Annotated in this window: 11 protein-coding genes; 3 read left to right on the plus strand and 8 right to left on the minus strand. The window is 73.1% G+C overall.

Going from position 1 to position 14,133, the window contains the following annotated elements; translation table 11 throughout:
- Window positions 1-301 precede the first annotated feature (301 nt).
- Window positions 302-1,291, plus strand: coding sequence for a glycosyltransferase family 2 protein (locus tag ABGB21_RS10110; RefSeq protein WP_347677432.1), 990 nt, complete (start codon window positions 302-304; stop codon window positions 1,289-1,291).
- Window positions 1,288-2,808, plus strand: coding sequence for a hypothetical protein (locus ABGB21_RS10115; protein WP_347677434.1), 1,521 nt, complete (start codon window positions 1,288-1,290; stop codon window positions 2,806-2,808). The genes ABGB21_RS10110 and ABGB21_RS10115 overlap by 4 nt, the downstream gene beginning before the upstream one ends.
- Window positions 2,809-2,861: 53 nt before the next feature.
- On the opposite strand, the gene ABGB21_RS10120 is transcribed toward ABGB21_RS10115, so the two are convergent.
- The 5 genes from ABGB21_RS10120 to ABGB21_RS10140 all read right to left on the minus strand — a co-directional run bounded on the left by ABGB21_RS10120 (window position 2,862) and on the right by ABGB21_RS10140 (window position 8,550).
- Complete coding sequence (locus tag ABGB21_RS10120; RefSeq protein ID WP_347653304.1) at window positions 2,862-3,611, minus strand: methyltransferase domain-containing protein; 750 nt, start codon at window positions 3,609-3,611, stop codon at window positions 2,862-2,864.
- On the minus strand, window positions 3,604-4,995 hold the full coding sequence (locus ABGB21_RS10125) for a glycosyltransferase (protein WP_347653303.1): 1,392 nt from the start codon (window positions 4,993-4,995) through the stop codon (window positions 3,604-3,606). Before ABGB21_RS10125 ends, ABGB21_RS10120 begins: the two co-directional genes overlap by 8 nt.
- A 114-nt stretch (window positions 4,996-5,109) precedes the next feature.
- The gene (locus ABGB21_RS10130; RefSeq protein WP_347653302.1) at window positions 5,110-6,120 is read right to left on the minus strand and encodes a lysylphosphatidylglycerol synthase domain-containing protein; all 1,011 of its coding nucleotides are present in this window, start codon (window positions 6,118-6,120) and stop codon (window positions 5,110-5,112) included.
- 64 nt (window positions 6,121-6,184) lie between these two features.
- Complete coding sequence (locus ABGB21_RS10135) at window positions 6,185-7,864, minus strand: ATP-binding cassette domain-containing protein (protein ID WP_347653301.1); 1,680 nt, start codon at window positions 7,862-7,864, stop codon at window positions 6,185-6,187.
- 80 nt (window positions 7,865-7,944) lie between these two features.
- Window positions 7,945-8,550, minus strand: a complete 606-nt coding sequence (locus tag ABGB21_RS10140) for a methyltransferase (RefSeq protein ID WP_347653300.1) — start codon at window positions 8,548-8,550, stop codon at window positions 7,945-7,947.
- Between the two features lie 1,978 nt (window positions 8,551-10,528).
- Between ABGB21_RS10140 and ABGB21_RS10145 the strand changes: the two genes are divergently transcribed.
- Window positions 10,529-11,314 (plus strand): hypothetical protein, encoded by a 786-nt coding sequence (locus tag ABGB21_RS10145; protein ID WP_347677436.1) that lies wholly within the window; start codon window positions 10,529-10,531, stop codon window positions 11,312-11,314.
- 26 nt (window positions 11,315-11,340) lie between these two features.
- Here ABGB21_RS10145 and truA read toward each other — a convergent pair whose 3' ends face one another.
- The 3 genes from truA to ABGB21_RS10160 all read right to left on the minus strand — a co-directional run bounded on the left by truA (window position 11,341) and on the right by ABGB21_RS10160 (window position 13,975).
- Window positions 11,341-12,183 (minus strand): tRNA pseudouridine(38-40) synthase TruA, encoded by an 843-nt coding sequence (truA, locus tag ABGB21_RS10150; protein WP_347653298.1) that lies wholly within the window; start codon window positions 12,181-12,183, stop codon window positions 11,341-11,343.
- A 137-nt stretch (window positions 12,184-12,320) separates the two neighbouring features.
- On the minus strand, window positions 12,321-12,884 hold the full coding sequence (gene rplQ, locus ABGB21_RS10155; protein WP_347653297.1) for a 50S ribosomal protein L17: 564 nt from the start codon (window positions 12,882-12,884) through the stop codon (window positions 12,321-12,323).
- A gap of 68 nt (window positions 12,885-12,952) precedes the next feature.
- The gene (locus ABGB21_RS10160; RefSeq protein ID WP_347653296.1) at window positions 12,953-13,975 is read right to left on the minus strand and encodes a DNA-directed RNA polymerase subunit alpha; all 1,023 of its coding nucleotides are present in this window, start codon (window positions 13,973-13,975) and stop codon (window positions 12,953-12,955) included.
- Window positions 13,976-14,133 lie beyond the last annotated feature (158 nt).

Here is a 14,133-nt window from a genome sequence, read left to right on the forward strand (position 1 = left end):
TACCAAGGCCGGTGCCATCATTACCGGTTTCGGCGCGGCCGACGCCCAGGATCCGGGAGCCCGGCCGGAGGGGCGCCACCGCCACGAACACGTCGACAGCCCGGTCGACCAGGAGACGGGCCACGTCAGTAACACCCGAATTGACTTCGCAAAACTGATTCACGAATAGCGTGAATCGCCGTACGACGACACCTCGAACGTTATTCCGGGGACCTGCTATATCGTGAGCGAAATCCGGCGACCAATACGATCTTCCCTACCGTCCCAGGTCGCCGCGCGACGCTGGAGAGGCGTGGGTTCCATGGCGGTGACGGGCCGATTCGACCATTCCGGTACGGACCTTTCCCGGGTCCCCGCACAACTTCCCCGGGACGGCACCGGTACGACGTTGGACGTCACCGTCGTCCTGCCCTGCTACAACGAACAGGCGCACGTCCTGGCCGAGATCGACCGGATCACCGCCGCCCTCGACGCCAGTGGCCTGCGGTACGAGGTCCTCGCGATCGACGACGCGTCGACCGACGGCACCCTGCAACTCCTCCGCGAGGCGACCGGCCGCTGCCCGCACCTGCGGGTGCTCGCCTTCCACCGCAACGGTGGCTCGGGCACCGCCCGGCGGATCGGCACCCAGCAGGCCCGGGGCAACATCGTGGTCTGGACCGACGCCGACATGACGTATCCGAACGAGCGGATTCCCGAATTCGTCCGACTGCTGCTCGGCCAGCCGCAGATCGACCAGGTGGTCGGCGCGCGTACCAGTGAACAGGGCAGCCACAAGTTTCTCCGGGTGCCGGCGAAGTGGCTCATCCGGAAAATCGCCGAACGGCTCGCGGGCACCCGGATCCCCGACCTCAACTCCGGACTCCGGGCATTCCGCCGGGACGTGTCGTTGCCGTACCTGCGGCTACTGCCACCCGGCTTCTCCTGCGTCACCACGATCACGATGGCTTTCCTGCACAACCAGCACGAGGTGCGGTACGTGCCGATCGACTACGCCCGCCGGTCGGGGAAGTCGAAGTTCCACTTCGTCCGGGACGCCTACCGGTACATCCTGCAGGTGCTGCGGATGGTGATGTACTTCAACCCGCTCAAGGTGCTGATGCCGCCCTCGCTGTGGCTGATCGCCGTCGGCACGGCGAAGATCGGGTACGACCTGGTCGCCCACCCGGTGCGGATCGCGACCAACACCGTGCTGCTGCTCTGCGCCGGTCTGATCATCGGGGCGGTCGCCCTGCTCGCCGACCTCATCGTCCGGTCCCGGATCGACTGGCCCAGCGGAAACCGCCCATGACCAGCGCCGACACCACCACCGCCGACCTGGTTGGCACCGCACCCGCTGCCGCCGGCGCCGCCGACAGCCCCGCCGGACCGGACCGCACCGGGCGACACGGCTGGTACGCGGTGGGCGCGCTCACCGGCCTGGTCGCGCTGACCTGGCTGCCCCGGCTCGACGCGGCGTTCGGCGACGACCACCTGGGCCGGATCATCGGCCGGTACGCCCTGCACCTGCGGAACCTGCAGGAGCAGGGGCTGGTCGGCTCCCACTTCGGCGCCGACTGGGCCCCGTACGCCTCGACGCCGTACGCCCACCACCCGCCGCTGCTGAACCTGCTCACCGCGCTGACCGGCCTGCTGCCGGGCGACGGGGAGTATCAGGTGTGGCTGCCGCCGTACCTGCTCGCCCTGCTGATCATCCCGGCCGGGGCGGCGCTGCTGCGCGGGCTCGGCATCCGCTGGACCGGCACCCTGCTCGCGCTCTGCCTCACCGTCGCCACCACCTTCTACTGGGTCTACAGCCCGCTGATGATCGACCTCGGGCCGGTCCTGGCCCTCTCCGCCGGGATCGTCCGGCTGCGCCGGCAACCGGACCCGTCGCGTCGGCTGGTCGCGGCCACGTGTGTCGCCGCGCTGCTCAGCACCCTGGTCTCCTGGCCGGGAATCGCGCTCGCCGGCGTACTCGGGATCTGGCTCGTGCTGGGCCGGCGCCGCCTCGACCGCACGGTGCTGCTGGTCGGCGCGACCATGCTGGTCGGGGTCGCGGTCAGCCTGGCGTTCGTGGTCGGGGTCACCGGGCTGACCCTGCTCGGCGGCCAGGCCGAACTGCGCAGCAGCGGTGGCGGTTTCACCGTCCGGCAGTTCCTCCGCCGGCAGTGGCAGTACGCCCGCGACCTGCTCCCGGTCTGGTACCTCCTGCTGCTGCCGCTCGGCGGCCTCGCCGCCCTGCTCGACCGACGGACCCGGGGCTACCTGGTGATCGCCGCCGGGTTCACCGCCGGCTGGGTCCTCGGCCTCAGCCACGGCGCCTTCGTGCACTCGTACTGGTCGTACCCGGTCCTGCTGGTCGGCCTGGTCGGGGCGGGCGTGCTGGTCGACCGGCTCGGCACCGAGTTCACCACCCCGGTCGCCACTCGACGGGCCGTCCCGGTGGTGGCCGTCGCCGGGCTCGGCGCGTACCTCGGACTGCTGGTCCTCGGCCCGGTCGGCGACCGGCTGGTCACCGGGCCGGCCCGGGCCGGCCGGCTCGTCGCCGAGCACCGGCCACCCGCCGAGCAGCGGTTCGCCTGGGTGGTCGGCAGCGGTCTGAACAGCCCACGGTGGCTCGCCTACTACTGGAACCGGCCCGCCCGGCTGCTCACCGTCGAGGAGTTGACCGCTCCGACGACCCGCACCGACGAACTGGTGCTGGTGAACCTGGACAACCGCCCGAACTGGATCCCCGACTCGGTCGGAGCGGTCGCGGTCGTCCGCGACGGACCGTACGCCCTGGTCGCGGTCGCCGCTCTCCGGGCCAGCGTGGTCCGCCCCTGAAGCCCGGGCCGCCCACGGGTCGGGCCACGCCGGTCGGGTGGCCACGGGTCGGGCTACGCCGGTCGGGTGGCCACCGCCACCAGCCCGGGACCCCGGTCGGGTCGCATCCGCTGCAGCATCGCGAACGGTGACACCGCCATCCGGATCATCCCGCCGGCGAGCACACCGCTCGGCTGCAGGATCCGGCCGGAGGTCGAGGTACGTTCCTCGGCCGTCTCCCCCGGCACGGCGTTCCCCACCGGACCGCCCGCCCACCGGTCCCGGACCGTGTCCAGCAGATAGCCGAGTGGCCAGCCATAGTGGACGAGCCGGATCTCCGTCGCCCCGGCTTCGGCCAGCCGCTGCCGGAGCTGCCCGGCGGAGTACCGCCGGTAGTGTCCGACCAGGGCGTCCCAGGCCCCGAACCGCTCCGGGTCGGCGGGTACCGAGAGCAGCAGACGACCGCCGGGGCGGACCAGGGGCAGCCACTCGGCGAGCGCCGCCGCGTCGTCGGCGAGATGTTCCAGCACCTCGAACGCACAGACCAGGTCGTACCGCCCCGGTGTCGGGGCCTGCCGGTGGTCGCCGTTGCACACTGTCCCGCCGAGCGGGGAGATCCGCTGGTACGCCACCTGGTAGCTGCGCGGATCCGGCTCGACGGCGGTGTACGTCGCCATCCGGGCCAGCCGGGTCCCGACCGCACCGAGACCGCAGCCGAGTTCGAGAATGCTGGCCGGCCGCCGTTGCGTGACGATCCGGCGGACGACCTGCCAGCGCAGCGCCGCCCGGGGCGGCAACGGCGGATCCGCTACCCGGCTAACCATCAGACCGACTCCCTTCGACCGCACCGGTCAGCCCCACGCCGGCCGCCCCTTCCGGCAACGTGCTGTGCGCTCCGGCGCCCCGAACCGGATCCGGATCCCCCGTCACCGGCACCGGCCTTGCCGGCTCCGGCATCGGATGCCGCGTTCCTGCGGCGAGACGATGCCGCAGCGGCGCGACGACGGTCGCCGGAGCGAACCGGTCGACCGCCCGACGCCGGGCGGCCCGACGCAGCCACGCGACCCGGAGCGGATCGTCGGCCAGTTCACGCAGTACGGCGGCGAGCGCCTCCGGATCCCCGGGCGGGACGAGCAGCGCCGCGTCGCCGAGGGCGCGTCGCTGCGGTCCGGTGTCGGAGGTGACCACCGCACAGCCTGCCGCCGCGCCCTGGAAGACCTTGGTGGGCACGACCCGCAGTGCCTTCGCGGTGGTGCCGAAGATGCCGAGCGAGACGTGGTGACCGGCGACGAACGCCGGGAGTTCGGCAGCGGGTATCCAGTCGTACCAGGTGATCCGGGGATTGCCGGCGGCGGCCCGACGGCAGGCCGGGTGGTCCTGCCCGGTGCCCACCATGGACACCTCGATCCGCTCGTCGGCGGCGAGCCGGGCCAACGCCGCCCCCACCGTCACCGTGCCGTGCAACGGGGTGAAGAGCCCGACAAAAACCACCCTGAGCCGTCCCGCCCCCTGGCCGGACCGTCCCCGGTCAGCTCCGTGGCCGCTGCCGCCCCGGTCAGCTCCGGTCCCGGCGGCGACCCGGTCAGCTCCGTCGCCGCTGCCGACCTGGTCAGCTCCGGCCCCGGCGGCGAACCAGTCGGCTCCGGCCCCGACCGGCACCACCACCGCCCGGTCCCGGTTGTGCTCCGGCAGCCCGGCCACCTGCTCCACGGTGTCCAGTACGACCAGGTCAGCGCGGCCGAGCGAAGCCACGTCGATCAAGCGCATCAGCCGGTCCCGGACGCCGCCCCGCGCGGCCAGACCGCGGTCCGCGGCCGTGCCGGCGGCGGAGACAAGATGGTCGAGCACGATCGGGGTGCGGCGGAACAGCCAGCGGGCCAGGTGGACGTCGAAGTGCCCGAGGTAGCCGACCAGGACCGCGTCCACCCCGTCCGTCGAACCACCACGCCCCCACCTGCGGTACGGTCGGGCCCGCCGGCGGTACGGTCGGGCCCGCCAGGCCAGCAACCACCAGCAGCGGGCCAGTTTCCCGACCAACAGGGGCAGCCGCCACGGCTGCCGGAGCACGGCCACCCGGGCGGCGGTGTCCAGGGCCAGCGGCACGTTCACCTCGTCGACCTGGTCACCGGCGGCCCGGAGTCCCTGCACCAGCACGCCGACCCGGGGATGTCGGCGTACGTCGTAGCTGCCGAAAACCAGCCAACGCACGGCAAGCAGCGTAGCTTGCCGTACAGCAATCAGCACGTTCCGTGGTCATCGCTGGCGCGTCGCCGTCCGGCACGGCCGGTCCCGATCACATCTGTCAGCGGACGGGGGCCCTCCCTAACAGTCGGGCAGGACGGGGGTACGCCCGGCGGACGGTGCCTTCTCCGCCGGCGGGCCGGGCCTCCCGGCAGGCCCACCAACCGGATGTCCCGACCGGACCCGCTCCGTCAGCACCGCGCACAGTGGGCAGAGCAGGTCCACCACGGTCATCAGCAGCCGGGACACCACGGCGGCGACCAGGGCCACCGGCGCGGCGACGGAACCGGCCAGGAGCAGCGGCACCGCGACCTCCCGCGCCCCGACCCCGGCCGGCGCGACCGCGAGCAGGAACCCCAGACACCACGAGCCGGCGAACGCGCCCACCGCGACCAGCGGCAGGGTCGCCCCGGTGGCACCGGCGTCGCGCAGCAGCAGCCACAGGTGGACGCCGTAGGCCAGCCAGCCCGCCACCGACCAGCCGACCGCCGGACCGATGCCCCGCCCGGTCAGCGGCCGGGGCAGCGGCTCCCGACGGGCCAGCCGCAGCAGCCGGGCGAACAACCGGTTCAGCAACGGTGGCCAGAGCGCCACCAGAGCCGCCGGCAGCACCAGCACCGTCCACCAGAACCGGTCGAACGCCCGGTCACCGAGCGCCGGAAGCAGCCCGACGGTCACCAGCAGGCCGGTGCCGAGCGTGACCAGCAGGGCGAGCAGTCCGGCCGCCGCCGAGGTCCGCCCCGGCACCTGGTACGCCCGCCCGAGCCGGGCCTGGAACAGGATCGGCCAGACCTTGCCCGGCAGGTACTTCGCCAACTGCCCGACAAAGAAGATCCGGGCCGCGCCGGTCACCGGCACCGGTGCCCCGAGGTCGGTCAGCAGCACCCGCCAGGAGAGGAAACCGCAGCCGTACGCGACCGTGGCGGCGAGGCCGGCGAGCACCAGGCCACCGGCGGACAGATCACCGAGCACACCGCGTACCTCGTCCCAGCGGCCCGCCACCGACCAGCCGAGGAACCCGAGCAGCACCACGGTGACCACCACCTGCGCCGTACGACGCAGCACCACCCTGACCGCTGTGCCCGACGTCACAGCACGGACGATAACCCGCCGGCCGGTCCCGACCGGTCGGCCACGCGGCACGGAACAGCGCTGGTCAGCCCACGTCCCAGACCGGCTCCGGCGTCTCCACCACCTCGCCGTCCCCCTGGAACAACACGAACCGGTCGAACGAGCGGGCGAACCACCGGTCGTGGGTCACCGCCAGCACGGTCCCCTCGAACGCCCGCAGCCCGGCCTCCAACGCCTCCGCCGACGCCAGATCCAGGTTGTCCGTCGGCTCGTCGAGCAGCAGCAGCGTCGCCCCGGACAACTCCAGCAGCAACACCAGAAACCGGGCCTGCTGACCGCCGGAGAGCGTGCCGAACCGCTGGTCGCCCTGGCCGGCAAGCTCGTAGCGGTTGAGCGCCCGCATCGCGGCGTGCCGGTCCATTCCGGCCCGGTGCTCGTCGCCACGCCACAGCACCTCTACCAGGGTCCGGTCGGTCAACTCCGGACGGTCGTGGGTCTGTGAGAAGTGGCCGGGCTTCACCCGGGCACCGAGCCGGGCCATCCCGCCGTGTTTCACCGGCGCCAGTGCGGCGAGCCCGTCGAGCGGAACCAGCCCCGGATCCGGGTCGGTGCCACCCCGGGCGAGCAGCCGGAGGAAGTGCGACTTCCCCGTCCCGTTCGCACCGAGTACGGCGACCCGGTCGCCGTACCAGACCTCCAGGTCGAACGGGAAGGTCAGGTTCTCCAGCTCCAACCCGGTGCAGACCAGTGCCCGCTTGCCGGTCCGGCCGCCGGTCAGCCGCATCCGGATGTCCTGGTCCTTCGGCGGCAGCGGCGGCGGCCCCGCCTCCTCGAACTTCCGCAGCCGGGTCTGCGCCGCCTGGTAGCGCGACGCCATCCCGTCGTTGTACGTCGCCTTCTGCTTCAGCGTCAGCACCAGTTCCCGCAGCTTCTGGTGCTCCTCGTCCCAGCGGCGGCGCTGCTCCTCCAGCCGGTCGTGCCGGGCCACCCGCGCCTCGTGCCAGCTGGCGAAGCCGCCCGGATGCACCCAGGCGCCGCCGCCCTCGACCGCGACCACCCGGTCGGCGGTCTGGGAGAGCAGTTCCCGGTCGTGCGAGACGTACAGCACCGACTTGGTCGACTCCCGCAGCCGTCCCTCCAGCCACCGCTTCCCCGGTACGTCGAGGAAGTTGTCCGGCTCGTCCAGCAGCAGCACCTCGTCGGTGCCCCGGAGCAGCAACTCCAACGCGAACCGTTTCTGCTGCCCGCCGGAGAGCGTACGCACCGGACGGGTCCGACTGGTCTCCCACGGCAGGTCCAGGACAATCGTCGAGACGGTGTCGAAGAGCACCTCGGCGTCGTAGCCACCGGTCTCGCCCCAGGCGGCCAACGCCCCGGCGTACGCCAGTTGGGCCTTGCCGGCCGCGTTGCTGAACTTGCCGCGGACCTCGGCCGCGTGCAACGCGGTCTCGGCGGCGGCCAGCGCCGCACCCGCCGCCCGCACCGCCGGCGGGGAGAGCGACAACGCCAGGTCCTGCAGTGTCGTCTCGTCCCCGATCATGCCGATGAACTGGCGCATCACGCCGAGCCCTCCGGAACGCGCGATGCCGCCGGTCCGGACCGGCAGGTCACCGGCGACCATCCGCAGCAGGGTCGTCTTGCCCGCGCCGTTCGGTCCGACCAGCGCGATCTTCATGCCCTCGCCGACCCGGAACGACACGTCGGCGAAAAGCTCGCGCCCGTCCGGCAGTGTGTGCCCGACCCCGGCGACGTCCACGTAACCCACGCCCGGCATCCTGCCGGACGGGGAGGGCCATCGGTTATCGCTTTTTGTCGAGGAAGGGACCCCTCCCCACACCTACGGCGTCAATGTGTGACCCGAAACACCCGGTAGCCCTTCTGGCTGGCGTGCCGCTCGACGCGCCAGCCGGCCTCGTCGAGCCAGCGTTGCAGCGAGTCGCCGCCGAGGTGGCGGGCCACCACCAGCCACGCCACGCCGTCCGGGGTCAGCCGGGGCAGCCATCGCCCGAGCATCTCGTGCAGTTCGGCCTTGCCGACCCGGATCGGCGGGTTCGACCACAGTTCGGCGAACGAGACGTCGTCCGGTACGTCGTCCGGCGCACTGACCCGGATCCGGTCGGCGAGCCCGAGCCGGGCCGCGTTCTCCGAGGTCAGTTCCCGGGCCCGGGCGTTGACGTCGACCGCCCAGACGGTCGCCGCCGGCGCCCGGCTGGCGAGCACGCAGGCGATCGGCCCGTACCCGCAGCCCAGGTCGAGCAGCGCGCCGGAGGTCGCGGATCCGGGCAGGGCGGCCTTGCGCAGGAGTACGGCGGTGCCGGGATCGAGCCGGGCCGCGGAGAAGACGCCGGACGACGCGGTCAGGGCATACTCCCGACCGTCGACGGCGAAGGTCACCTGCCGCCGGTGGGTGTCGACGGCAGGTTCGGTGCTGAAATAGTGGTCCCCGGTCACGCCACGCATTCTTGCCTACCCGGCGGTCCCGGCTGGCGCGGGCGGTACTCCGGAGCAGCCGGTACCCCCACCGACCTTGATCACCTTTGCGGACAGATGTCTCCTCTTTCGCCAGGCGTGATTCATCGGCGGAAGCGAGCCTCCATTCATTTCCGTTACCCTGTGCGACATGGTTTACGGGCACGGGCCGCAGCCGGGCGACGGAGCGCCACGGTCCCGGCGTGATCCCGCCGTCCAGCCCCCGGCGGACCCGGCGCTGCCCGTCGAGCCGGGCGGGCCGGCCGAACGGGTCGGCCGACGCCGTGCCCGGGACGAGGAGGGTGCGGCGGATCCGGGGCTTCCCCCGCTCGAACCGTCCCTCCGGGATCCGTCCGGTCCCGCCGGGCCGTACGGCCAGCGGCCCACCGACGGCCCCCGACGGGCCCGGCACGGGGCGCCAGCGCCCGATGATGCCGGCGCGGCCGGCGGCCTTCCACCGGGTCCGGGCCATCCGGGCCGGTCAGCACGTCCACCAGTTGGCGGACGCCACCTCGCCGCTCCGGTCGAGGTTCCCGCCGACAGCCACTCGTTCCCCGGTGCGCCCGTTCCCGGTCGTCAGGCCCGCCCGGAGGACCCACCGCTCACCGGCCGCCGTGCCCGGCCAGACGAACCACCACCGGCCGGCCGCCGCGCCCGGCCTGACGAACCACCGCCGACCGGGCGGCGCCTCGGAGTTGAGGAGCAGCCGGGGACCGGACGGCGGAACCGCCCTGGCGAACCACCGGTGCCCGGCCGACGCGCCCAGCCTGACGAGCCGGTGAGCGGGCACGGCGCCCGGCCTGACGAGCCACCAGCCGCCGGTCGGCGCGGCCGGCCGGAGCTTCGGCCCGGCTCCGGCGGCCGGCCCGATCCCGACCGTTCCCCGGCCCCGTGGGCATCAGCGGCCGCCACCGGGCGTCCACTGTCCACTGACGGGACGCCACGGCCCGCCGAGGACGCGGCCCCGGCCGGTCGCCGACGGGCCCGTTCCGAGCCGACCAGCCCCGCCGAGCCCTTCGGGCGCCCCGACCGGGCGATACCCGACGCTGCCGGTCCCCGACCGAACCCCATACCGAGGCAACGCCGCTCCGGCCCGGCTGATCCGGCCGCGCCGCCCCCGCTCGCACCGGACCTCTCCCCACCAACGGGACGACGCAGAGCCGCTGACCCGTCAGCACCGCCGCCGGTCGCCGGCCCGAACGGGCCCCGTACCGGCCGGGGCGCCCGACCTGGCGCTCCGTCAGGGCGACCACCGGTGTCCCCAGCGGCCGGACCAGCCCCGACCGCGGGACCTGCTGGTGGGCCTGGCCTTCCCGACCCGGCGCTCCGCCGGCCGGATGCCCCTCGCGCCGCGGGCGCCAGCCGTCGAGGCGGCCCACCGACCGACGACCCCCGCACCGGGGGCGCCAGCCGTCGAGGCGGCCCACCGCCGGTGCCGTCCCGGCAGCCGATGCCGCCGGGTCCTCCACCCCGCCCGGGCAACCGCACCCCTGGTGACGCCCCGCCTCCAGGTGTTGAACCCGAACGTCGAGGGCGGGCGGAGGCCGGGCCCGGGCGGCGCACCGGCGTGCCCCGTACCCCGGCAGGCGAGCGGCCGCCCGGCTCACCCGCCGGCCCCCCTGGCGGCTCCCGTCCCCTGCCACCCACCGGCTCACCCGTCGGTCCCCCCAACGGCTCCCGTCCCCTGCCACCCACCGGCTCACCCGTCGCGCCCGGCGGCAGGCCGGCTGGTCCGCCCCGCTCCGGCCCGCCCGCCGGCGCACGGCCCGGCCCACCCGGGGGGTCGCCCATCGCACCTCGCTCCGGCCCGCCCGGCGTACGTCCGGCACCGTCGAACGGTCCCCGACCATCGCCCGGGGACGGGGTGCCGCCGGCCGGCCGGCCGGCGAAACGGCCCGCGGCCACCGCATCGGCGGCCCCCGCGCCGCCCGCAGCCAGGTCGGAGAGCGCGCCGAGCACCGTGGCGCCGGCACCGGCGGGCCCCGACGAGGTACGGAAGCCGCCGATCGCGTCCAAGCGCACCTGGCAGTGGGTCGTCGGTTCGCTCGGCGTACTGGTGCTGCTCGGCCTCTGTGGGCTCAGTGGGTACTTCGTCCTCGCCGGCCCGGAGTACGGCGAGGACAGCCGGCCGGCCGACAGTGCCGCCGCCCCCGTCGGCCCCCGGGACATCAGCTCACGGGCAGCCGATCCGACGCCGCTCACCGTCGAGGAGGTGTTCCCGGGCAAGCAGATCCTCATCGACGTGGAGGATTCGCCGTACCCGGTACGCAAGACGCAGGCCTCGGAGGACTGCGAACTCGTCGCTGACGGTGAGATCCGGGAGTTGCTGCTGAGTCTCGGCTGCAGCCAGTTCGTCCGGGCCACCGTGCTGTCGCCGCCGGAGACGTACGTCGCCACGGCCGGCATCGTCAACCTCGAGGACGCGGCCGGGGCGACCGGCGCACACGAGAAGATCAAACCGATCGTGGACGGCAAGAAGGGACGATTCCTCGGCATGGCGGCCGGTGGGGACACCGGGGCCGTCGAAGGGCGCTCGGCCCAGGTCGGCTGGCACGTACGCGGCCACTACCTGATCTACTGCGTGGTGGCCCGGACCAACGGGCAGACCATCGGCAGCGACGATCCGTTCGCCCGTCAGGTCATGTTGGACATGATCGAGGTGTATCTCCGGGGCAAGGTGCTGGACCGTCGGGTGACCGCCTCCGCCGCCCCACCCGCCGGCGTCGACCCGAGTCAGCCCAACTGAACCCGAGGTACGACGTACCGGCTGGCTCAGGCGGTGGTGGTGATCCGCAGCCGCCGGGTACGCGACGCCCGCTCGGCGTACCCGGCCGGGTCCTCGGGATAGCCGACCTCGACCAGGGTCAGCCCGTGCGGCGGTACGACGCTCACCTCGCTGGCCCGTTCCCGCCGGTCGAGCAGCCCGCCGGGCCAGGCCGCCGGCCGCCGACCGTCGCCGGCCACCAGCATCGCGCCGACCAGGCTCCGCACCATCGACTGGCAGAACGCGTCGGCCTGTACGGTGGCGACCAGTACGCCGTCCGGGTCACGTCGCCAGTCCAGTCGGGTGACCTCCCGTACCGTCGTCGCGTGCTCCTTACGCCGGCAGTACGCGGCGTAGTCGTGCTCGCCGACCAGCCCGGCCGCGGCCTCGTTCAGCGCCGCCAAATCCAGCGGACGCGGCCAGGCGAGGATCTCGTGCCGGCGCAGTGGGTCGGCGCCGTGCGGGGCGTCGGTGACCCGGTACTCGTACCGGCGGAACGTCGCCGAGAAGCGGGCGTCGAACTCGGCCGGCACCTCGGTCAGGGCACGTACCCGCACGTCGGTGGGGAGCAGCCGGGCCAGCCGGCGCAGCAGTGTCCCGGTGTGCTGCCGCCAGAGCGCGGCGGGCAGGTCGACGTGGCAGACCTGACCGGTCGCGTGCACGCCGGCGTCGGTCCGACCCGCCACGGTCAGGCCGGTCGCCCGGTCTGCGCCGAGGACCAGGTCGAGCGCCTCGGTCAGCACACCCGCGACGGTACGTCGGCCAGGCTGCGCGGCCCAGCCGGAGAAGTCGGTGCCGTCGTAGCCGACGTCCAGCCGGACCCGGGTACGCACCTCCGGCTCGTGTTCCACGTCCCACCTCTTTGTCGACAGGTTCGGAAGGGTGGCCGGGCCGGCGTGGTCGTACGGCTCGAGCCGGCCCGGAAAAGCCGCGGCCCGACATCCCCGTGGGAATGCCGGGCCGGGCTGTGTCCGTAGGTGTCGGGACCTCAGGACTTCGAGTTGTCCGCCTCGTCGGTGTCCTCGCGGGCCTGCGCGGTGTCACCGGAGACCGACTCCGGAGCCTCGGCGTCCTGGTCGGCCGGAGCGGAGGACGACTGCGGGGTCTCCTCCTCCGGGGCCAGGGCCTCGACCTTGTCCTGCTGCGCCGCCTTGCGGGCGGCCGTCTTCTTGGCCGGGGCCGCCGGGGCCACGGTCAACTCCTCGACCAGCTCGATGATCGCCATCGGGGCGTTGTCACCCTTGCGCGGAACCGTCTTCACGATCCGGGTGTAGCCACCGGGGCGGTTGGCGAACCGGGGCGCGATCTGGTCGAACAGGGTGAAGACCACGTCCTTGTCCCGCACCACGGTCAGCACCCGGCGACGGCTCGCCAGGTCACCGCGCTTGGCCTTGGTGATGAGCTGCTCCGCGAGCGGACGCAGCCGCTTGGCCTTGGTCTGGGTCGTGGTGATTCTGCCGTGCTGGAACAGCGCGGTGGCCAGGTTGGCCAGGATCATCCGCTCGTGCGCGGGGCTACCGCCGAGGCGGGGGCCCTTGGTGGGCGTGGGCATTCTTGGTGCTCCTCAGTAGTGGGTGGCCGGATATCCAGTGGGTGGCCGGATGTCCGGCTAGCCCCGGACTAAAGCTGCTCGGTCTCGCGGTAGTCGTCGGTGTCGTAGTCGGCCTCGCCGAACGTGTCCACGACGTGCGCCGGGTCGAAGTTGGGCGCCGAGTCCTTCAGCCCCAGCCCCATGCCGGCGAGCTTCATCTTGACCTCGTCGATCGACTTCTGACCGAAGTTCCGGATGTCGAGGAGATCGGCCTCGGTACGCCCGATGAGCTCACCAACGGTGTTGATGCCCTCGCGCTTGAGGCAGTTGTACGACCGGACGGTCAGGTCGAGCTCCTCGATCGGCAGGGCCAGATCGGCGGCCAGCTGCGCGTCCTGCGGCGACGGGCCGATGTCGATGCCCTCGGCGCTCTCGTCCAGCTCCCGGGCCAGCCCGAAGAGCTCGACCAGGGTGGAGCCGGCGGAGGCGAGCGCGGTGCGCGGCCCGATCGACGGCTTGGTCTCGACGTCGATGATCAGCCGGTCGAAGTCCGTGCGCTGCTCGACACGGGTGGCCTCGACCCGGTAGGTCACCTTCAGCACCGGCGAGTAGATCGAGTCGACCGGGATCCGGCCGATCTCGGCACCGGCCTGCTTGTTCTGCGCCGCGGTGACGTAGCCCCGGCCCCGCTCGACGGTCAGCTCCATGTCGAGCCGGCCCTTGCCGTTGAGGGTGGCGAGCTTCAGGTCGGGGTTGTGCACGGAAACCCCGGCCGGCGGCTGGATGTCACCGGCGGTCACGTCACCGGGGCCCTGCTTGCGCAGGTACATGCTGACCGGCTCGTCGTGGTCGGAGCTGACGCAGAGCTCCTTGACGTTCATGACGAGCTCGACCACGTCCTCCTTGACGCCGGGGATCGTGGTGAACTCGTGCAGCACGCCGTCGATCTTGATCGACGTCACCGCCGCGCCCGGGATGGACGACAGCAGCGTACGACGCAGCGAGTTGCCCAGGGTGTAACCGAAACCCGGCTCGAGCGGTTCGATGGTGAACCGCGACCGGGTCTCGCTGATCGACTCCTCGGTGAGGGTCGGCCGCTGGGTGATGAGCACTGTCTTTCTCCTTGGGTCGGGGCGCCCGCCATATGACGCCCGAACTGTGGCGCCCGGTGGTGGCCTCCGAGGCGGCCACCACCGGGTGCCCAGAAACTACTTCGAGTAGAGCTCGACGATCAGCTGCTCCTGGACCTGGGTGTCGATGACCCCACGGG

The sequence above is a fragment of the Plantactinospora sp. B24E8 genome, from assembly GCF_039871735.1.
Classification (GTDB): Bacteria; Actinomycetota; Actinomycetes; order Mycobacteriales; family Micromonosporaceae; genus Plantactinospora.